A 19802-nucleotide genomic window follows, 5' to 3' on the forward strand; every position below is an offset into this window, starting at 1 on the left:
GCGCCAGTTTAAAAGTCAGCGAGTAATCGCGCTGTGTCCGTTTCACACCTTGTCCCATCGGGTTCTCCATTTATTGGGGGGAAAGGTGTAAACCATATTCAGGACGGGACAGATGTAACGGATAAAGAAGCAGAAAATAAAACCTGAACTGGACAATCATGCAGCCCAAGTATTCAAACCTGCGGGACTTCCTGCCCACCAGCGAACCCGTTTGAGCAATATGATGAGGCTGAAAGTCATTGCATTCATTTGAGCTGATCACGACAATTTGCCCACCGGAGTGACCCTCTCCTTGAAATACCGGGTAACAAGGGGTATAACCACGCGTTTTATCAGGTGTAATAAGTGAGCGGTATGATGCAAGCCCCTTTTTGGCAGACCAAGAGTCTGCAGCAGATGACTGAATCCGAATGGGAATCCCTCTGCGATGGTTGCGGAAAATGCTGCCTCAACAAGCTGATCGATGAAGATACCGACGAACTGGTTTTCACTAATGTCGCCTGCAATTTGCTTAACACCAAGACCTGTCAGTGCTCTGATTACGCCAATCGTTTCAAAAAAGAGCCTGACTGTCTGCAGATCACCCATGACAAGATCACCGAATATGACTGGCTCCCCTCAACCTGCGCATATCGCCTGCTGTCTGAAGGTGACACTCTTCCAGAGTGGCATCCTCTGCTGACCGGCAGTCGTTCCGCGATGCATCAGGCTGGTCAATCCGTCCGTGGCAAAGTCATTCACGAGGATCAGGCGGGTGAATGGATCGATCACATCATCACTTGGGCCAGCTGACACGCTCAACCCGCTATTCTCCAGAGGCAAGGGCTGCACAATGTGCAGCCCTTGTTGTTTCTGCAAGCAGGGTTTGTAGTTTGGTTGGCTTAAGCCACACACATATCTGGCTGGCTAAACCTGAGACCTCCCAGCTGCGTATGGAAAGGGAGAGGGAGAGGCAGAGGCAGAGGCAGAGGCTATGGGTATTGCTTGATACCCGCGATGGCGCCTCTGTTCACCCCTTAAACCTGATCAGCTGTTCCACGAGCCATAGCAACACTGATGTAATGGCAGGCAAAGCAACCGCCTATCCCCTTAGAGCGCGAATAAAGCATAATCGCATTACAGACGGGGCCTAGGTCAATCCTGGTGAGCCCCTCCCCTTAATCCTCTTGAAATACCCAGTAACAACTGTTGTGGTTGCGATGGAACTGGGGGCGATTCACAGGGGATGATTACTCCCCCTGAATCGCACGCATAAAAAAACCGGCGCCTTGGCGCCGGTTTTTGCTCACTATGTCTCGATTACAGAGAAGCAGTGAAGGTACGGGTGATGACGTCTTGCTGTTGCTCTTTGGTCAAAGAGTTGAAGCGAACGGCATAACCGGATACGCGGATGGTCAACTGCGGATATTTCTCCGGGTTTTCCATGGCGTCCAGCAGCATTTCACGGTTCATCACGTTAACGTTCAGGTGCTGACCACCCTCTACGTTGGATTCGTGGTGGAAGTAACCGTCCATCAGGCCAGCCAGGTTGGCTTTCTGGGCTTCCATATCTTTACCCAGTGCGTTCGGAACGATGGAGAAGGTATAGGAGATACCATCTTTAGCGTAAGCGAACGGCAGCTTGGCTACGGAAGTCAGGGAAGCAACAGCACCTTTCTGGTCACGACCGTGCATCGGGTTTGCACCCGGGCCGAACGGAGCACCAGCACGACGGCCATCCGGGGTGTTACCGGTCTTCTTACCATATACCACGTTGGAGGTGATGGTCAGAACAGACTGGGTAGCAACAGCACCACGGTAGGTGTTCAGCTTCTGAATCTTCTTCATGAAGCGCTCAACCAGGTCACAGGCGATATCATCGACGCGAGCGTCGTTGTTACCGAACTGCGGGTATTCGCCTTCGATTTCGAAGTCGATGGCAACGCCATCTTCGTCACGAATCGGCTTGACCTTGGCGTACTTGATGGCAGACAGGGAGTCAGCAGCTACAGACAGACCAGCGATACCACACGCCATGGTGCGATATACGTCACGGTCGTGCAGCGCCATCAGAGAGGCTTCGTAGCTGTACTTGTCGTGCATGTAGTGGATGATGTTCAGCGCAGCAACGTATTGCTTGGCCAGCCAATCCATGAAGTGGTCCAGACGATCCATTACGTCGTTGTAGTCGAGGTACTCGGACTTGACCATCTCGGTTTTCGGACCGACCTGGATCTTGAGCTTCTCGTCCATACCACCGTTGATTGCATACAGCATGGTCTTGGCCAGGTTGGCACGAGCACCGAAGAACTGCATCTGCTTACCAACGATCATCGGGGATACACAGCAAGCGATGGCGTAGTCATCGTTGTTGAAATCCGGACGCATCAGATCGTCGTTCTCGTACTGAACGGAAGAGGTCTCGATGGATACCTTGGCACAGTACTTCTTGAAACCGACCGGCAGCTTCTCGGACCACAGGATGGTCAGGTTCGGCTCAGGGGACGGGCCCATGGTGTACAGGGTGTTCAGCATACGGAAGCTGTTCTTGGTGACCAGAGTACGGCCATCAACGCCCATACCAGCCAGGGTCTCGGTCGCCCACATCGGGTCGCCGGAGAACAGTGAATCGTATTCCGGAGTACGCAGGAAGCGAACCATACGCAGCTTCATGACCATGTGGTCCATCAGCTCCTGGGCTTCTTGCTCGGTGATCAGGCCTTTCTGCAGGTCACGCTCGATGTAGATATCCAAGAAGCTGGAGGTACGACCGAAGGACATGGCTGCACCGTTCTGGGACTTGACTGCCGCCAGGTAGGCGAAGTAGGTCCACTGTACGGCTTCTTTAGCGTTCTTGGCCGGTACGGAGATATCGCAACCGTACTTGGCAGCCATCACCTTCATCTGTGCCAGGGCACGGTGCTGCTCGGAGATCTCTTCGCGCAGACGTATGGTGGCTTCCAGGTTGACGCCGTTTTCCAGGTCAGCTTGCAGGGACTTGAACTGGGCCAGTTTGTCGGCCATCAGGAAGTCAACACCGTACAGAGCAACACGACGGTAGTCACCGATGATACGGCCACGGCCGTAGGCATCCGGCAGACCGGTGATAACACCAGACTTACGGCAGTTCAGGATGTCTTTGGTGTAAACGTCAAACACGCCCTGGTTGTGAGTCTTGCGGTATTCAGTGAAGATCTTCTCGACCATCGGGTCCAGTTGACGACCGTACACTTCGCAAGAAGTTTTAACCATCTTGATACCGCCGTTGGCGATGATGGCGCGCTTCAGCGGCTTGTCAGTCTGCAGACCAACGATCTGCTCCAGGCTCTGATCGATATAACCGGCATCGTGTGCGGTAATGGTGGAGGGCAGGTCAGTATCAAAATCGACCGGCGCATGAGTGCGGTTCTCGATTTTGATCCCTTCCATGACCTTGTCCCACAGCTTGGTGGTCGCTTCGGTCGCGCCAGCCAGGAAGGACTCGTCACCTTCATACGGGGTGTAGTTCTTCTGGATGAAGTCACGGGTGTTGACAGAGGTCTGCCATTCACCGGCCGCGAAGCCTTCCCATGCTTTTTGGAACTGTTCGTTAAGTTCTGCCATTTTTCATTACCTCACACGGTATTGATGTAGTATCCCGCAATCATCCTTAATGATGACGACGGAAGATAAACCAGTAAGTCAGACCAACCATCACGCCACCACCGATGATATTGCCGATGGTCACGGGGATGAGGTTGTGTAGGACGAAGTTGGATACGGTCAGGTCAGCAAAGGTTGCCGGATCCTGGCCGATGGCCTGCCAAAATTCCGGACTAGCCACGCTGTGGATAGCGATACCAACCGGAATCATAAACATGTTTGCGATGCTGTGCTCGAAACCTGATGCAACGAACATGGCAACCGGCAGCAGCATAACCACTACCTTGTCAGTCGCGCTGCGGGCACCAAAAGCCATCCAGGCAGCAAGACATACCATCAGGTTACAGAGGATACCCAGCGCCACCGCTTCGAAGAAGGTGTGGTGAATTTTGTGTTGGGCCACTTTGAGGGCGTTAAGGCCCCACTGACCGTCTGCGGCCGTGTACTCGGCAGAAACGATGATCAGCGCCACCATCAGCAGACCGCCAATCAGGTTACCGAAGTAGACCAGACCCCAATTCTTGAGCAGCTGAGCCCAGCTGATGCGATTGGCAGCCTTGGCCACCAGCGTCAGGGTGGTGGAGGTGAACAACTCGGCACCGAGCAGCACACAGAGAATAAGTCCGAGAGAGAAGCAGAGACCGCCCACCAGCTTGGCCATACCCCAAGGCATGGAGCCGGTTCCGGTCGTCACTGTGATGTAGAAGATAAATGCGATGGCGATGAAAGCGCCTGCGGTGATGGCCAGTGGAATGACCTTGTATGCCGGCTTGGTAGCCTTGGCATAGGTGATGTCTTCAGCCAGTGCAGCGATGGCTTCGGGCTTGAGACAATCGAATGGAGATTCAGCTTTCAATTATTTTCTACCTGAATGTTTTGCCTGTTGAAATCATAACAAAGGGCCAAATAGCCAAAATTGACATTGATCAAGTTTATCAGAGTGCGAATGTAATTTTACTACAAATATTTTAGTGCGATGGCTACGCCACTTTACACCAGGTATCAGCTGAAACAGAAATATCACATTTTTAATGCAATGATTTTAAAGAATTTATTCCAGAGCATGGAAATATGGTATTGGCAAGATATCTTTGCAGTTCAACAGCACATCCCCTGCCCTGCCATCAACCCCCTTAGGGGTATTTTTTGTTTTTTATTTCATCTTTGAATAACAATCCCTTGCCTTGCCGCACCATAAACAGAAGGGGCCACACGGCCCCTTCCTTTACAGCAACAATCACGCCCAGTGATGGGCTCGCTTGGCCTTCTGCAACTTCTCGTAGGCCGCCAGCAGCTTCTGGTGCAGCGGGAACTGGGAGAGCGACAGGTCGGCCGCCTCCAGACCGTGGAAGCGAGCTTCGCCACTGGCGTTGGCCCATGCCTGTGCCAGCGTCTCTTCGCCATACATGCGGGTGAAGACGGCGCGATACTGCTCCGGATCCCGCTCCTCGTCGAGGAACAACTCGACGCAGGCACGCAGGGCGCGGTAGTAGCTGGCACGCTCGGCAGTGAACACTGACTGGTTGAACTCCATGGTCCAGTCGATGAGATCCAGTGCGGTCTCCAGCTCACCGGCGGCCAGCGCCAGCATGGCTTTCAGCTCGCCAACGCGCAGGGTGTGCAGCGCGGTCCCCTTGGCAGCGGCGATGCCCAGCAGCTCGCGTACACGGGTGCGCTCGTCGTGCCCCTCTTCATCCAGTTGATCAAACAACGCCATGTACTGCTCGGCGTCCCAATCCAGTGATGGCAGCGCCAGGATCACTTCGCGCAGGTTGGCGCCCATATTGTTGTTGGCCAGCAGCAGATCTTCGGCCGGATAGATGTCGGACATGCCCGGCACCAGAATGCGGCAGGCGTAGACACCCAGATGCTCGTAGTCGGCGATATAGACCGGCTGCTCCAGCTCATGGAAGATGCCGATCAGGTGATCGAACTCCTCCTGCGAGGTGCCACGGAAGTCCCAGTCGGCAAACTCGAAGTCCGCATCCTGCTTGAACAGATCCCAGCTGATAAGGCCCGAGGAGTCGATGAAGTGGGTCTCGAGGTTGTGGTGATCAGCCACCTGCTCGTTGTCGAATGACGGCGGCACGAACACGTCGAGATCCTTGAGACCGCGGCCCTGCAGCAGCTCAGTGACGGTCCGCTCGAAGGCCACTTCGAAGCGCGGGTGGGCACCGAAGGAGGCAAAGCAGGTGCCGTTGCTCGGGTTGAGCAGCACCACGCAGATGACCGGATAACGGCCACCCAAAGAGGCATCGAAGCTGTAAATGGGGAAACCTTCCGCTTCGAGCGCCGCGATGGAGGCGGCAATCCCCGGATAACGGGCAATGACCTCGTCCGGGATCAACGGCAGGCTGATAGCCTCGGCGATGATCTTGTTCTTCACGTGGCGCTCGAACACTTCGGAGAGCGCCTGGGTGCGCGCTTCGGTCTTGGTGTTGCCAGCGCTCATGCCGTTGGAGACATAGAGGTTGCCGATGATGTTCATCGGGATGTAGACGGTCTCGTGATCGGACTGACGCTCGAACGGCAGGGCGACGATACCGCGCTCCTCGTTGTTTGACTGCAGATCCACCAGCATGTCGGCGGTCACTTCACCGTCCGGGTTGTAGAACTTGCGGGTGAAGCTGTCGAGCAGACCGGCCGGGAACTGGTCGCCCTCGATGGGGAACCACTTTTCGTTCGGGTAGTGAACGAAATCGCCGTTGGCGACCTGCTCGCCCAGATAGAAGTCGGCGAAGAAGTAGTTGGTGGAGAGACGCTCGAAATATTCGCCAAGGGCAGACGCGAGGGCCGCCTTCTTGCTGGCACCCTTGCCGTTGGTGAAGCAGAGGGCGCACTCTTTGTCGCGAATATGCACCGACCAGACGTTCGGCACGGGGTTGAGCCAGGAGGCCTCTTCAATATCAAAGCCCAAGGCTTGCAGCTTGGTCTGGAAGCGTTCGATGGAGTCTTCCAGCGCCGCGTCCTTGCCGGGAATAAAAGTGTGGTCAGTCATCACGATATCCTGATTTTTATTGGCTCATGTTCGGCCGCAGATAATAGCAGGGGTCGGCGGCTTTGGCAGGACAAAAATCAGCAAACAGGGATGAGTCGCACGGTGAGAAACCGGCTTGCCCCCTCTCCCCCGCCACAAACAGCGCGGGCCCGGGGATTGCCCGGGCCCGCTGGTTACGCGACGCGATAAACCGTCAGAGCTGCTTGCCCTGGCTCGCAATCACCTGGCTGTACCAGTGGAAGCTCGCTTTCTTGATCCGGCGAAGGGAGCCCCCCTGCTCGTCACGCTCCACATAGACGAAGCCGTAACGCTTCTGGTAACCGTTGAGCCAGCTCAGGATGTCGGTGAACGACCAGGCGCAGTAGCCGAGCAATTCCACTCCATCCTGCATCGCCTCCTGGCAGGCCTTGACGTGGCTGCGCAGGTAATCGATGCGGTACTCATCGTTCACCTTGTCGCCCGCCTCCAGCTTGTCGAACTCGCCAAGACCGTTCTCGGTGATCATCAGCGGCAGGCCATAGCGGGAAGAGAGGCGACGCAGCGCGATGCGCATCCCGGTCGGATCGATGGCCCAGTCCCAGTTACTGGTCTCAAGGTGCGGATTGGGCGCCGTCTTGTAAAGACCCGGGATGCCGCTCGATGGCGTAGTACCCTTCTTGCCGGTGGTGTTGATCCGCTGCAGGGTCTGACCGCCCAAGGGGTTATCTGTGTAGGTCAGGGTGTAGTAGTAGTTGACGCCGATGTAGTCGGGCGTCCCCTCTCGCAGCAACTCCATATCGCCCGGCAGGATCTCCGGCGCCTCGCCGTTTTCTCGCAAGTAAGCGAGCGCCGCCTGGGGATAGCGGCCAAAGCAGTAGGCATCCAGCCACCAGAGGTTGTTGAACTCCTCGGCGTTCTCGTAGGCCAGCATATCTTTCGGGTCGCACGACGCCGGATAGGCAGGGGAGTAGGCAAAGCTCGGGCCGATGAGGCCATTTGGCACATGCTGGCGAAACGCCTTGATCACTCGGGCATTGGCCAGAAACGCGATGTGGTTGGCGGCAAAGAAGCGCTTGCGATCCTGCACAGCGGGCGGATGGGTGCCGAGCTGATAAGCGTTAGTCAGGTTGTAGTTCTGCTCGTTAAGCGACACCCAGTACTTCACCTTGCCGGCAAAGCGCTGATAGAGGGTCACGCAGTAGCGCTCGAAATCCTCGATAATGCGTCGGTCTTCCCAGCCGCCGTACTCATCTTGCAGCGCCTGCGGCAGATCCCAGTGATAAAGGGTCAGCACCGGTTCGATCTGGTGGGCCAAGAGGGTGTCGATCAGCTTCTCGTAGAAGGCCAGACCCGCCTCGTTCACCTCCCCCCGACCGGTGGGATAGATGCGTGGCCAGCTCACCGAGAAGCGGTAAGCCTTGAGCCCCATCTCGGCCATCAGCGCCACGTCCTCTTCCATGCGGTGGTAGTGATCCACCGCCACATCGCCGTTGCTCCCCTCAAAGGTCTTGCCCGGCAGCTTGGTGAAGAGATCCCACACCGAGGGCCCCTTGCCATCGGCATTCCAGCCCCCCTCCACCTGATAGGCGGCGGAGGCGGCGCCCCACAGAAAATCGCTCGGGAAGTCGTTGAACTTGTGGTGATGCATCTGGTGTTGCTCCTTCTGCGCTGATGGTGTCAGCCATCTCTGATAACTCGGCGCCCCCGTGCCGGGGCATCCGAAATGAATTGGCATAAGCATCCATCACTTCTAAAATTCCGTCCAATGACAAATTTGACCACTCAACATTCCCAACAGGAATGAAAGGAGCCCTGATGGAGCTACGGGATCTGAAAGCCTTCGTCACTCTGGGGGAGGTGCTGCACTTCGGCCAGGCGGCGGTACGTCAACACGTTACCCAATCCGCCCTGAGCAAACAGATCAGGCGACTGGAGGAGGAGCTGGGCGGCGAGCTGTTCGAGCGCAACGCCAGTACCACTCGTCTCACCGGACTGGGCAGGGCGCTGTATGAGGATGCCCGCAACCTGGTCATCCAGAGCGAGCAGCTCTCGCGCACCGCCCGCGACGTGCTGGCGGGCAATGTCGGCACCCTGCGCATCGGCTTTGGCGTGGCCACCAAAATCCTGGTGCCCGCCGCCATCGCCCGTTTTCGCGCCGAGCGGCCGCAGGTGACCATCGAGCTCAACGATCTCTCCACTCACCACCAGTTGCTGGCGCTCAGTGAAGGCAAGCTGGATCTCGGTTTTTGCCGCCTGCCCGCCCCCAAGGGGTGGCACGCCCTGCCGGTGGTCGAAGCCCACTTTGTCGCCGTACTGCCCGCCAGCTACCGAGATGTGAGGGAGTTGGCGGATCTGGTGGACAAGCCGCTGGCGATCCTGCGTCGGGACAAGGCACCGTCGTTTTACGATCACCTGATGAACTATCTGGCCCAGAGCGGGCTGCGTTTTCGCGATATCCAGTACGTCAACGACTTCGCCGCCGGTGTTGCCACCGCGGCAGCCGAGATCGCCTGGACTCTGGTTCCCTCCTCCACCACCATAGAGCACCCGGATGTGCTCACCCTGCCCCTTAGAGACGGGGAAGCCTGCTGGACCATTGGCCTTATCCGTCCGCCCCACAGCAAGGGGCCCTTGATCGATGCCTTCTGGGCAACCATCGCCGATATGACGCCAAGATAGACACGCCGTTGGCAAACCGCAGATGGCGGCAACGCATCAACGATAGCGTTCGACGATACGCGCCAACTCGCCGCTTTGTCGCAACCGTTGCAGGGCACGGTTGAACTCGGTTATCCGGGTATTGAAGCGGGAGTGCTTGCCGATGCAGAGATTGAACGGGGTAGAGGCAAGCTGCAGCGGCACCTCGACCACCTGCCCGGACAATCCCAGCTGGTTGAGTTTGAAACGTGCCACCAGTGGGTCGGTCACCATCAGATCCCCTCGACCCGCCGCCAGCATTTTGAAAACATTATCGACATTGATGGTGTGATGAACGGTGAAGCCCGCCAGGTTCTCCTTGCCCCAGCCGTTACCGAAATAGTCGAGAAAGGTAAGCAATTTGAAGTCGCTCAAGCGGCTGGCACGCTGAAATTCCGCCATGCGGGGATGGGCACGCTGGGTAAAAATGGTTAGCACAGTGGTAGTGACCGGCTCTTCCACAACCAGGGTATAGCTGCGCCGCTCCCGGGTTGCGATGGTCACGAAGCCATCGGCCTGCGCCATCCGCACCAGTTTTTGCGCCCGTTGCCACGGATAGCCTTCGTGGTGCACCCGCAGCCCCATCTGCGCCGCCACCCGATCCATCACGTCGATCATCAGCCCGCGCATCCTACCCTGTTCGTCACGCCACGAATATGGGGCAAAGTCGTCAAAGTAGACCATCTTCAACTCGGCCGCTGGCGCCGCCCAGACACTCTGCCACATCAGCAATCCCCACAGGATTGCGCTCCCCAGACTGACTCTCATGGCGCGACTCCATCCACTTCTGCCACCTCTGAGCCTAGTGCAAAGCGGGCAGCGGCAAGGATCAGGATCCAGTGGAAAAAGTGGCCAACGAAAAAAAAGAGGGGAAGCACATGGCTTCCCCTCTCTCGTTCGTTTTTCAGCACGCCACCTTACCGATGGCGGTCACGGCTTGCCGGTTAAGCCAGCTCGGCCCGCAGCGCCTTGGTGGCATCGACCATCACCTTGAGGGCGGCCTCAGTCTCTTCCCAGCCGCGGGTCTTGAGGCCGCAATCCGGGTTGACCCAGAGCCGCTCGGCCGGGATCTGCTTGGCCGCCTTGCGCAGCAACCCCTCAATCCAGCTCTGGCTCGGCACGTTCGGCGAGTGGATGTCGTAGACGCCCGGGCCAATCTCGTTGGGGTAGTTGAAGCGTTCGAACGCTTCGAGCAGCTGCATCTGGCTGCGGCTGGTCTCGATGGTGATCACGTCCGCATCCAGCGCCGCCACCGCCTCGATGATGAGGTTGAAATCGCTGTAGCACATGTGAGTGTGGATCTGGGTGCTGTCCGCCACCGGGCTCGCGCTCAGACGGAAGGCCCGCACCGCCCAGTCGAGATAGGCCTGGTGATCCTGCTTGCGCAGGGGCAAGCCTTCGCGGATCGCCGGTTCGTCGATCTGGATGATCTTGATGCCGGCGGCTTCCAAGTCAGCCACCTCGTCACGAATGGCCAGCCCGATTTGCAGGGCGGACTGTTCGCGGCTCACATCTTCGCGCGGGAAGGACCAGCAGAGGATGGTCACGGGGCCAGTCAGCATGCCCTTGACCGGCTTGTCGGTCAGGCTCTGGGCAAACTTTGTCCACGCCAGGGTCATAGGGGTCGGGCGGTCGATGTCACGGGTGATCACCGGCGGCTTGACGCAGCGTGAGCCATAGCTCTGTACCCAACCGAAGCGGGTGATGGCAAAGCCATCCAGCAGCTCACCGAAATACTCCACCATGTCGTTGCGCTCGGCCTCGCCATGTACCAGCACGTCCAGCCCGATCGCCTCCTGACGCGCAATGGCATCGCGGATCTCGGCCTTAATGCCAGCCTCGTAGGCGCTGTCATCGATGCGACCAGCGCGCCAATCCTGCCGCAATACCCGGATCTGCGAGGTCTGCGGGAAGGAGCCAATGGTGGTGGTGGGCAGCAGCGGCAGTTTGAGATCCGAGCGCTGCAGCTCGGCCCTGACCGGATAGGGGCTGTGGCGATCAAAATCGCTGTTGGTGAGGCTGGCGAGCCGTGACTGCACCGCTTTTTTGTGCACCCGGCTGTCGGACTCCCGATCGACGATGGGCTGGCTGTAGGCGGTGATTTTGTCGAGCTCGCCCCCATCCAGATACTCTCTGAGCAGCCCCAACTCGAAACATTTTTGCAAGGCGAAGGCGAACCAGCTGCGGGTCTGGGGATCCAGCTCCTGCTCCAGGGTCAAATCCACCGGGCTGTGCAGCAATGAGCAGGAGGAGGCCACCCAGAGCCGCTCACCGAGTTTGGCTTTAAGTGCCTTCAGAGTCGGCGCCAGCTTGGCCAGATTGGCACGCCAGACGTTGCGGCCGTTGATCACCCCGGCAGAAATGACCCACTGGGCGGGCAGATGCGGCACCAGGGTCTCCAGTTGCTCGGGGGCGGCCACCAGATCCAGATGCAGGCCATCTACCTTGAGGCTGGTGATGATGTCGCGCTGATGAGCCACCGAGCCGAAATAGGTGGTGAGCAGCAGCTTGCAGGGGCCGCTCAGGCGCTCGTAGGCGTTGAGGTAGGCCAGTCGCCACTCGTCCGGCAGGTCCAGCGTCAGCGCCGGTTCGTCGATCTGCACCCACTCCACTCCCTGGGCGGCCAACTTGGCCAGAATCTCCTGATAGACAATCAGCAGGCGATCGAGCAGTTCAAGGCGGGAGAAGCCGCTCTCTTTCTCCTTGCCGAGCCACAGATAAGAGACCGGCCCCAGCAGCACCGCCTTGACCGGCAGCCCCAGCGCTTTGGCCTCTTCGACCTCGTCAAACAGCTGGCTCCAGCCCAGTTTGAAGCGCTGATCACGGCTGAATTCCGGCACCAGATAGTGATAGTTGGTGTTGAACCATTTGGTCATCTCGGCGGCGGCCGCCGCCGGGCCGGTCGGCGCACGGCCGCGGGCCACCCGGAACAGGGTGTCGAGATCGGTCTCGCCATGACGGTGACGGGCAGGCACCGCATCCACCAGCAGGCTGGTACCGAGCACCTGATCGTACCAGGCGAAGTCGCCCACCGGCAGCAGATTGACCCCGGCGCCGTGCTGGGCCTGCCAGTGGCGCTCACGCAGCGTCTTGCCCACGGTAACGAGTTCGGCCTGAGTGGTCTCGCCACGCCAGTAGGATTCGAGGGCAAATTTCAGCTCGCGCTTGGCGCCGATACGGGGGAAGCCCAGGGTGTGTGCTCGTGTCATAGGTTCATTTCCTTATGCTCATTCATCTGATGGGAAACTGGATGATTTAGCCATCCAGATGTTTACACATCCAAAATGACAAGATAAGGTGACGCTGGCTATTGAATCCTCTTCAAGTGGCTCTCAAATAATCCTCAACTGACCGCCGGTAAGGTTCACCGCGAGGATACAGAGGCCGATTTTTACAGGTGCAAGAGGTGCCGCAGTCAAGAAGCGCAGCAGGCCACCGCCGACCGCAACCTCAGCGCCATACGCAATCTCACAAGGAGCCATCTTATGGCAGTGCCAAGCAATGCAGGGATAGAGATAAAACACTTGAAAACATTGACCGCGCTGGCCGAGCAGGGCTCGCTGGCCGGTGCGGCGCTGACCCTCAGCCTCACCCAGTCCGCCCTCTCCCACCAGCTCAAAGAGCTGGAGACCCGCCTCAATCTGGAGCTCTACCTGCGCAAAAGCCGTCCGCTGGTGCTGACCGCTGCAGGCAGCCAGCTGCTCGCCCTCGCCCGTCAGGTACTGCCCGCCCTGGCACAGACCGAGAAACAGTTGCAAGCCCTGCAGAGTGGCGATGCGGGCAGGCTGCATCTGGCGCTCGATTGCCACAGCTGCATCCAGTGGCTGCTGCCGCTGTTGCCCGATTTTCGCCGCCAGTGGCCCGGGGTGGATCTGGAGGTGGAGTCAGTGCCGGGCTTTGATGCCATCAATGCCCTGCTCGGCGGCCAGCTCGACCTGCTGCTCACCTCCGATGTGCAGGCCCGCGGCGATCTCCACTTCGAGCCGCTGTTTGCCTTCGATCTGACTCTGGTGATGGCGCCGGATCATCCCCTCTGCCACCAGAGCCACATCGAGCCGGGCGATCTGGGGCCGGAGGTGCTGCTGGTCTATCCGGTGGAGCGCAGCCGCATGGATATCTTCAGCCGCTTTTTGCAACCCGCCGGGGTGGAGCCCGCCCGCTGCAAGCCGGTGGACAACACCTCGGTGATGCTGCAGATGGCCGCCGCCGGCCTAGGGGTTGCCGCCTTGCCGCGCTGGGCCAGCGACGAGTTTGTCAGACAGGGGATGCTCTGCGCCCGCCCCCTAGGGAGCGGTATTCGTCGCCATATGTACGGCGCGGTGCGGGCCGCCGATCGGGATCAAGCCTGCCTGCAGAGCCTGTTCGAGCGCATTCGCCGCAAGATGGAGGGATAGCCCTCCTCAGCGTGGCTGACCGACCTCTGCCAGCAGTGCAGGCAACTGCGCCTTGATAAAGTCGATGAGGGCCCTGACCGCCGGTGACAGACCGCGCCGCGCGGGATAGAGCATCACCAGCTTGCCATCTTTGGGACGCCACTCGGGCAGCAGTTGTTGCAGCCGCCCATCCGCCAGCTCATTCACACAGGCGTAAAGTGGCAAGCCCACCATCCCGAGCCCCGCCAGCGCCGCCTGTTTGAGGGTTTGCACATTGTCGCTGCGCAACAGCACATTGACCGCCACCTCCTCACTCTCCCCGCTATCGTGCCGCAGCCGCAGCAGATCGGGCTGACGCTCCAGCGAGCTGAAAAGCAGGGCATCCTCTCCCTCCAGCTGGCGGGGATGTGCCAGTGCGCCATGGCGGGAGAGCCACGTCGGGGTCGCCAGCACACCCCACTGCACCGTACAGAGCGGCACCTGCACCAGACTGGAGGGGGGCTGCTCAAAGGCCACCCCGCGGATCACCACATCCAGCCCCTCCTCCAGCAGATCCACCTGCCGATTGCTGGCTTGCACGGCGAGCCTCACCTTGGGGTATTGGGCCATGAAAGCGGGCAGCAAGCGGGCAAGCAGCGCATCGGCCATGGTAATGGGCACGCTGATCCGCACCAGACCGCTCGGTTCCTGCTGCCGTTGCCGCACAGCCGCCTCTCCCGCCTGCGCTTCGGCCAGCATCGCCTGACAGTGGCGATAGAGCACCTCACCGGCATCGGTCAGGCTGAGTTGGCGCGAGGTACGTTGCAGCAGCCGGGTATCCAGCCGCTCCTCCAGCAGCCGGATCCGGCGCGAGATCCGCGACTTGGGCACGCCCAGCGCCCGCGCGGCGGCAGTGAATCCCTGTCGCTGCACCACATGGGTGAAGAGATAGAGATCATTCAAATCAAGTTCCAGTGGTGTCATCGAGTAGCCTTGGTCAGGGTGAGGTGCATTCACATCGTTCCACCAATAGAACGATAAGAACCTATTTCACCAGATTATCGCCATTTTTGCAGCCATCATAATGGCCCTGTCCCCATCAGACGGTTGCTGCGCGGGCAATCCGCCCCACCAGCAAGGGCCGTTTGACTGTTCCGATATCACAAGGAGTTCACCATGAAACTGCGACAAATCTGCTCTGCCACCCTGCTCGGTCTGGCGACCCTGACCGCCACGCTGACCACCACAGCGACACCGGCCATAGCCGCCGAGGCTGCCAGCCATCCGACCGTATCACCCAACCGCTATCTGGAGATGCTCTCCCGAGACAATGCGGTACTGCTGCTGGTCGACCATCAGGTCGGCTTGCTGAGCGGCGTGCGCGACACCACAGTGGGCGAGCTCAAGCACAACGTGGTGGCGCTGGCCAACGCCGCCCGCGCCCTCGGCGTGCCGGTGATCGTGACCGCGACCATGCCCGATGGCATGTGGGGCCCCACCATGCCTGAACTGACCAGTGCCCTGCCGGATGTGAAGGTGATCAACCGCACCGTCATCAACGCCTGGGACGATCCTGCCGTGCGCGCCGCCATTGAGAAGACCGGCCGCACACAGCTGATCATCGCCGGGGTATCCCTCGAGATCTGCGCCAGCTTCCCGGCCCTCTCTGCCAAGGCTGCCGGCTATGATGCCCGGGTGGTGCTCGATGCTTCCGGCACCTTCAACGAAGCCAAGCGCACCACGGGTCTGCAACGCTTGCTGGGGGCCGGTATCCCGGTCACCGACTACGCCTCTGCCGCGGTCGAGATGCTGCGCAGCAACGTCGACCCCAAGGCGCACGATGTCTACAGCGCCCTCGACATGCCTTTCGCCACCCTGGTGTGGCAGATGCAAGAAGGTGCCAAGAAGTCGTAACTCGCCCCGCCTTCGGTCAGATGACCGAAGGCATCTTTTATCTTCAAGAGGTTATATCGATGACCAGACGCCTGACTCTCTCCGCCCCCGTCAAGGGCCAACCGCTGCGTATTGGCAGCGGCTTTGCAGCCAGCCATTTTGGCGAACACTTTTTCAACGGTCTGATAGACCCCGTGGTGATGGTGGATCACTTCCAGATGACCGCCCCCACCTTCGAGCCCCATCCCCACGCCGGGATCTCTGCCGTCACCTATCTGTTCGAGGATTCGACGAGCCCCCACGTCAACTACGACTCCCTCGGCAATCAGGGCCCCATCGAACCGGGAGCGCTCCACTGGCTGGCGGCCGGGCGCGGGGCCGAGCATACCGAGCAGCCGGAGGGGGCATCGCCCTATGTCCACGCCCTGCAAATCTTTGTCAACCTGCCTGCCCGTCAGAAGATGGCGTCGCCTTTTGCCGTCCACGCAGCCGCAGCCACCATCCCCGAGTTTCATGGCGAAGGGGTGCGAGTACGGGTGGTCGCAGGCCACAGCAACGGGATAACGGCACCACACTCGGTAGAACTACCCCAACCCTTTACCCTGCTCGATGGCCATTGCGCGCCCGGCAGCCGCTTCACCCATCTGCTGGCGGCAGGCTGGAATGCCATGATCTATCCCCTGACCGGATCGCTGACCCTGCTGGCGGAGGGAGAGCGGCACCTCATCCCGGCAGGTCACGGGATGGGTGTCAGCCTGCCTGCCGATGGCGGCGAGGCGGTGGCACTGCAACTTGAGGCCACCGAGCCCTGCCACTTCGTGCTGCTCTCAGGCCAGGCGCTCAATGAACCCCTGGTCAAACATGGCCCCTTCGTCATGAACAGCCACGACGCCATTGCAGATCGGCTGCATGCCTATCAGCGCGGCGAATTTGGTCAGCTCAACGATGAGTGGCTGCGCAACGGCCAATATCGGCCATGAGCACGCTCGCTGGCCACCAGCCACAAAGCACGCGCTGGCCTCTGGTCTTCCTCGCCATTTTCGCCGGTGCCAGCGGCGCCCTCTGCCTTGGCAAAGTGCCCGCCGTGCTCGGCATATTGCGCAGCGAGCTGGGGCTGACACTGGTTGAAACCAGCTATCTCGCCTCAGCTTTCAATACGCTGGCGATCCTCTTCAGCCTCTTTCTCGGCCTGTTGCTGACTCGCTGGAGTGGGCGGCAAACCGGGGTTGTCGGGCTGCTGGTTATCGTGGCAGGCGGGGCGTTGGCACTGCCCGCCACCGGGCTGTCCATGATGCTGTTGTCGCGCATTGTCGAGGGGATTGGCTTTTTGCTGGTCTCGGTTGCCATGCCCGCCTTTATCGTGGCGGTGACCCGGGAGGAGGATAAACGACTGGCCCTGAGTCTGTGGGCGGTCAACCTGCCCCTTGGTGCGGCGGCCGGCATGCTGCTCACCCCCTGGCTCACTGCGCAAGGTGGCTAGCGCCTGGCCTGGCTGATCCTGATGGCTCTGCAACTCTCGGCCCTGCTGCTTCTGCTGGCCAGTCGTTCGGCAGATAAACTGCGGGTCGGGGGGCCGCAAAGCGCGGCTAACGCAGGCCACCCGCTGCGCCAACTCACGGTGCTCCGGCAGAAGGCACTCTGGCGCTACGGGTTGGCGTTCACGCTCTACAGCCTGATGCTCTGGGCGCTCTTTGTCTGGCTGCCAACCATGTTGCAAGGCAGCCCCGGGATTGGCCAAAGCCAGATCGCCCTGCTCTCTGCGCTGGCGGTGGTCGCCAATATTCCCGGCAACCTGATGGGGGCATGGCTGCTGCGCCGGGGCGTGGCACGAGATCGGCTCATCAGCTGGGCACTGGGCCTGATGGCGCTGTACGGCATGCTCGCCTTCTGGCCCGGCCTGTCACCGTGGTGGGCCTATGGGCTCTGCCTCGCCCTCTCCCTGGCGGGCGGTATGGCGCCGCCAGCCATCCTCTCGTCCGCGCAGGGAGTGAGTCAGGGGCCGGTGCAACTGGCCATCGTGCAGGGCTTTTTTGTCCAGCTCGCCAACCTTGGTCAGCTGCTTGGCCCCCTGTTGCTGGCGGCCCTGATGACGGACAGCGGCCATTGGGGAAGCGCTCGCTGGCTCTTTCTGGGCGGCTTGCTGCTGGTCGCGCTGCTCTATGCCGCGGGCCACCTGCCGGGCTCAAGCATGGCTGCAAAACAGGCTCGATCGCATTCGCAGCAAGATGGAAGATGACGAATAGAGAGGGAAACATCACAGTTATCGCAGGGAATGCTGGCCGGATAAGAGGCTGTTCAGTATGTTAACTGTTTAATCTTGCTTAACGGTAGCCACCATGTCTCAAGTCGATCTCAATCTCTTTCGCGTCCTCGATGCGGTGATCCGCTATGGTGGTGTCACCACGGCCGCCGAGATGATGGAGATGACCCCCTCGGCCATCAGCCAGGCCATCAGCCGCCTGACCACCCTGGTGGGCGAGCCGCTGTTTGTCCGCCAGGGACGCGGCATCACCCCCACGGCGCGAGCGCTCAGTCTGCACCACGAGATCATGGTGCCGCTGCACGACATGGAGCGCAGCCTGCAGCGCACCGATCTCTTTGATCCCCAGACCAGTCGGCGCACCTTTCGCATCGCGGGGGTGCCCGATATCGATATCTTCTTCCTGCCGGAGCTCAACAACCTGCTGCAGACCCAAGCCCCCAACTGTCAGCTGGAGTGGAACACCCAGGTGCAGGACGAAGCCCTGCGCCAGAACAGCCTCTATCTACACAGCGTGGATCTGGTGCTGGCCACCAAGCCGATGGCGGAGCAGGGGATCGAAAACGAGCAGATCATGTCCCAGGCCCTGCGCATCGCCTGCCGCAAGGATCACCCCAGGATCCGCCAGGCCCCCGACATGACCACCTTCTTCAACGAAAAGCACGTGGTATTGCAAACCAGGCGGCTCGACAGCTTGCTGCTCAACACCCTGACCAAGGCGCCGCTGCCGCCGCGCCAGATTGCCTACGAGAGCGACTCCCTGCTCACCGCCCTTCATCTGGTGAGCCGTACCGACTGGCTCTGCGTCGCCAGCCAGTGGCATATGGAGAAGCTGGGGCAAGCGCTGGATCTGGCCAGCTATCCCCTCCCCTGGCTCTCGGAGGATTGCCCCGTCTACATGAGTTGGCACAAGAGCTCCGGTCAGGATACTGGGCTTAATTGGCTCAAAGATCAGGTGCGGGCCGTCAGTTCGTTTTAAGTATGCTTAACAGTCAAGCATGCCCATCTCCTCATCCGGGCTATCGCTCTTCTCGACAAACCGCCTTATGGATAATCCCCCCTTCAGGATAATCGGGGGCCTTTTCTCAACCATTAAGGCGCAGCTTATGACGACATCGTCGTGCCGAAATAGCTGCGCAGTGCCTCCACCACCCGCCGCACCTTCTCCGGGATCTCCCGCTGCGGCGTGATGGCGTGGATCTCCATCGGTGCCACCCGAAATCCGGGCAACAGTTCGAGCAGACGCCCCTGCGCCAGATCCTCGCCAATCTCTCCCTCCGGTTGCAGCGAGATCCCCTGCCCCGCCAGCGCAAACTGGCGCAAGGGCAACACGTTATTGCAGAGCACCTTGGCCTTGAACCTCACCCTGTGATCGCCACCTTTTTCATCCTGCAGCAGCAAACCGTTGCCCAGCATGTCGCCGCAGAGCCAGTCGTGGGTGGCCAGATCGGCGGGCATGCGCGGCGTCCCCTTGCGCGCCAGATAGGCAGGGGCGGCGCAGAGCAGCATCCGGGTCTGCCCCAGTTTGCGGGCCACCAGGGTCGAGTCAGGCAAGGTGCCGACCCGCAGCGCCACGTCGATCCGCTCGGCAATCAGATCCCGCTTCTCGTCGTCGGCGATGATCTGGATGGTGAGGCCGGGATGGGCCTGCAACAGCGGCGAGAGGGCCAGCGCCAGCGGCTGGCCCGCCATCCCCACCGGGGCGGTGATCCGCACTTCCCCGAGCAGGGCGTCGCGCACCTCCGAGAGGCGCAGCTCGGTCTCGCTCAGAGTCTGCTGCAACGCCCGACACCCTTGCCACACCACCTCTCCCGCCTCGGTCAGACTGAGACGACGGGTGGAGCGATGGAGCAGGGGCAGTCCGAGCAGGCTTTCGAGCTGGCTGATATGCTGACTGACGGCGGAGGGGGTCATGCCAAGGGATTTGGCCGCCCCTGTCATGCTGCCCGCTTCCACAACAGCGGCGAAGATGGCGTAACGTCTGAGCTGTTCCATTATTAAA

The 19802-nt window shown here is 60.0% G+C and carries 14 protein-coding genes and 1 pseudogene; 7 read left to right on the plus strand and 8 right to left on the minus strand.

Annotated elements, in window-relative coordinates:
* The first annotated feature begins 357 nt into the window (after window positions 1–357).
* Window positions 358–792, plus strand: coding sequence for a YcgN family cysteine cluster protein (locus tag ACB040_RS15450; RefSeq protein WP_338774998.1), 435 nt, complete (start codon window positions 358–360; stop codon window positions 790–792).
* Window positions 793–1299: 507 nt separating this feature from the next.
* On the opposite strand, the gene pflB is transcribed toward ACB040_RS15450, so the two are convergent.
* From pflB to ACB040_RS15470, 4 genes are all read right to left on the minus strand, one after another.
* Entirely contained in the window at window positions 1300–3582 is a 2283-nt protein-coding gene (gene pflB / locus ACB040_RS15455; RefSeq protein WP_005352571.1) for a formate C-acetyltransferase, read from the minus strand.
* A 46-nt stretch (window positions 3583–3628) separates the two neighbouring features.
* The gene (focA, locus tag ACB040_RS15460) at window positions 3629–4477 is read right to left on the minus strand and encodes a formate transporter FocA (RefSeq protein WP_005333620.1); all 849 of its coding nucleotides are present in this window, start codon (window positions 4475–4477) and stop codon (window positions 3629–3631) included.
* Window positions 4478–4858: 381 nt separating this feature from the next.
* A complete protein-coding gene (gene ycaO / locus ACB040_RS15465; RefSeq protein WP_064335887.1) occupies window positions 4859–6619 on the minus strand; it encodes a 30S ribosomal protein S12 methylthiotransferase accessory factor YcaO in 1761 nt (586 codons plus the stop codon).
* A gap of 193 nt (window positions 6620–6812) precedes the next feature.
* On the minus strand, window positions 6813–8246 hold the full coding sequence (locus tag ACB040_RS15470) for a glycoside hydrolase family 1 protein (protein ID WP_021231363.1): 1434 nt from the start codon (window positions 8244–8246) through the stop codon (window positions 6813–6815).
* A gap of 167 nt (window positions 8247–8413) precedes the next feature.
* Between ACB040_RS15470 and ACB040_RS15475 the strand changes: the two genes are divergently transcribed.
* On the plus strand, window positions 8414–9277 hold the full coding sequence (locus ACB040_RS15475) for a LysR substrate-binding domain-containing protein (RefSeq protein ID WP_371155512.1): 864 nt from the start codon (window positions 8414–8416) through the stop codon (window positions 9275–9277).
* Window positions 9278–9313: 36 nt separating this feature from the next.
* Here ACB040_RS15475 and ACB040_RS15480 read toward each other — a convergent pair whose 3' ends face one another.
* The gene (locus tag ACB040_RS15480) at window positions 9314–10063 is read right to left on the minus strand and encodes a substrate-binding periplasmic protein (RefSeq protein ID WP_371155510.1); all 750 of its coding nucleotides are present in this window, start codon (window positions 10061–10063) and stop codon (window positions 9314–9316) included.
* Window positions 10064–10239: 176 nt separating this feature from the next.
* Window positions 10240–12504: a 5-methyltetrahydropteroyltriglutamate--homocysteine S-methyltransferase gene (gene metE / locus ACB040_RS15485; protein WP_371155508.1), complete on the minus strand. Its 2265-nt coding sequence runs from the start codon at window positions 12502–12504 to the stop codon at window positions 10240–10242.
* A gap of 276 nt (window positions 12505–12780) precedes the next feature.
* On the opposite strand from metE, the gene ACB040_RS15490 reads away from it, so the two are divergent.
* Window positions 12781–13689: a LysR substrate-binding domain-containing protein gene (locus ACB040_RS15490; protein WP_371155506.1), complete on the plus strand. Its 909-nt coding sequence runs from the start codon at window positions 12781–12783 to the stop codon at window positions 13687–13689.
* A 6-nt stretch (window positions 13690–13695) separates the two neighbouring features.
* On the opposite strand, the gene ACB040_RS15495 is transcribed toward ACB040_RS15490, so the two are convergent.
* A complete protein-coding gene (locus tag ACB040_RS15495) occupies window positions 13696–14631 on the minus strand; it encodes a LysR substrate-binding domain-containing protein (RefSeq protein WP_371155504.1) in 936 nt (311 codons plus the stop codon).
* 192 nt (window positions 14632–14823) lie between these two features.
* Here ACB040_RS15495 and ACB040_RS15500 point away from each other — a divergent pair, with 192 nt between their 5' ends.
* From ACB040_RS15500 to ACB040_RS15515, 4 genes and pseudogenes are all read left to right on the plus strand, one after another.
* Window positions 14824–15561 (plus strand): isochorismatase family protein, encoded by a 738-nt coding sequence (locus ACB040_RS15500; RefSeq protein WP_371155502.1) that lies wholly within the window; start codon window positions 14824–14826, stop codon window positions 15559–15561.
* 59 nt (window positions 15562–15620) lie between these two features.
* Window positions 15621–16520 carry a pirin family protein gene (locus ACB040_RS15505; protein WP_201913733.1) on the plus strand — a complete coding sequence of 300 codons (900 nt, stop codon included), beginning with the start codon at window positions 15621–15623 and terminating at the stop codon, window positions 16518–16520.
* Window positions 16517–17776, plus strand: a pseudogene (locus ACB040_RS15510) (CynX/NimT family MFS transporter). Before ACB040_RS15505 ends, ACB040_RS15510 begins: the two are co-directional and overlap by 4 nt.
* Window positions 17777–17876: 100 nt before the next feature.
* A complete protein-coding gene (locus ACB040_RS15515) occupies window positions 17877–18779 on the plus strand; it encodes a LysR family transcriptional regulator (RefSeq protein ID WP_371155500.1) in 903 nt (300 codons plus the stop codon).
* Between the two features lie 125 nt (window positions 18780–18904).
* On the opposite strand, the gene ACB040_RS15520 is transcribed toward ACB040_RS15515, so the two are convergent.
* Window positions 18905–19795, minus strand: a complete 891-nt coding sequence (locus ACB040_RS15520; protein ID WP_371155498.1) for a LysR family transcriptional regulator — start codon at window positions 19793–19795, stop codon at window positions 18905–18907.
* Window positions 19796–19802 lie beyond the last annotated feature (7 nt).

Source organism: Aeromonas sp. S11(2024) (assembly GCF_041402345.1).
Taxonomy (GTDB): Bacteria; Pseudomonadota; Gammaproteobacteria; order Enterobacterales; family Aeromonadaceae; genus Aeromonas; species Aeromonas veronii.

Excerpts from the sequence above, each read along its gene's own strand:
- ACB040_RS15505 (WP_201913733.1), top strand. The coding sequence starts at position 15,621 with ATGACCAGACGCCTGACTCTCTCCGCCCCCGTCAAGGGCCAACCGCTG.
- ACB040_RS15450 (WP_338774998.1), top strand. The coding sequence starts at position 358 with ATGCAAGCCCCTTTTTGGCAGACCAAGAGTCTGCAGCAGATGACTGAA.
- ACB040_RS15490 (WP_371155506.1), top strand. The coding sequence starts at position 12,781 with ATGGCAGTGCCAAGCAATGCAGGGATAGAGATAAAACACTTGAAAACA.
- ACB040_RS15520 (WP_371155498.1), bottom strand. The coding sequence starts at position 19,795 with ATGGAACAGCTCAGACGTTACGCCATCTTCGCCGCTGTTGTGGAAGCG.
- ACB040_RS15500 (WP_371155502.1), top strand. The coding sequence starts at position 14,824 with ATGAAACTGCGACAAATCTGCTCTGCCACCCTGCTCGGTCTGGCGACC.
- ACB040_RS15495 (WP_371155504.1), bottom strand. The coding sequence starts at position 14,631 with ATGACACCACTGGAACTTGATTTGAATGATCTCTATCTCTTCACCCAT.
- ycaO (WP_064335887.1), bottom strand. The coding sequence starts at position 6,619 with ATGACTGACCACACTTTTATTCCCGGCAAGGACGCGGCGCTGGAAGAC.
- ACB040_RS15470 (WP_021231363.1), bottom strand. The coding sequence starts at position 8,246 with ATGCATCACCACAAGTTCAACGACTTCCCGAGCGATTTTCTGTGGGGC.
- ACB040_RS15515 (WP_371155500.1), top strand. The coding sequence starts at position 17,877 with ATGTCTCAAGTCGATCTCAATCTCTTTCGCGTCCTCGATGCGGTGATC.
- metE (WP_371155508.1), bottom strand. The coding sequence starts at position 12,504 with ATGACACGAGCACACACCCTGGGCTTCCCCCGTATCGGCGCCAAGCGC.
- ACB040_RS15475 (WP_371155512.1), top strand. The coding sequence starts at position 8,414 with ATGGAGCTACGGGATCTGAAAGCCTTCGTCACTCTGGGGGAGGTGCTG.
- pflB (WP_005352571.1), bottom strand. The coding sequence starts at position 3,582 with ATGGCAGAACTTAACGAACAGTTCCAAAAAGCATGGGAAGGCTTCGCG.
- ACB040_RS15480 (WP_371155510.1), bottom strand. The coding sequence starts at position 10,063 with ATGAGAGTCAGTCTGGGGAGCGCAATCCTGTGGGGATTGCTGATGTGG.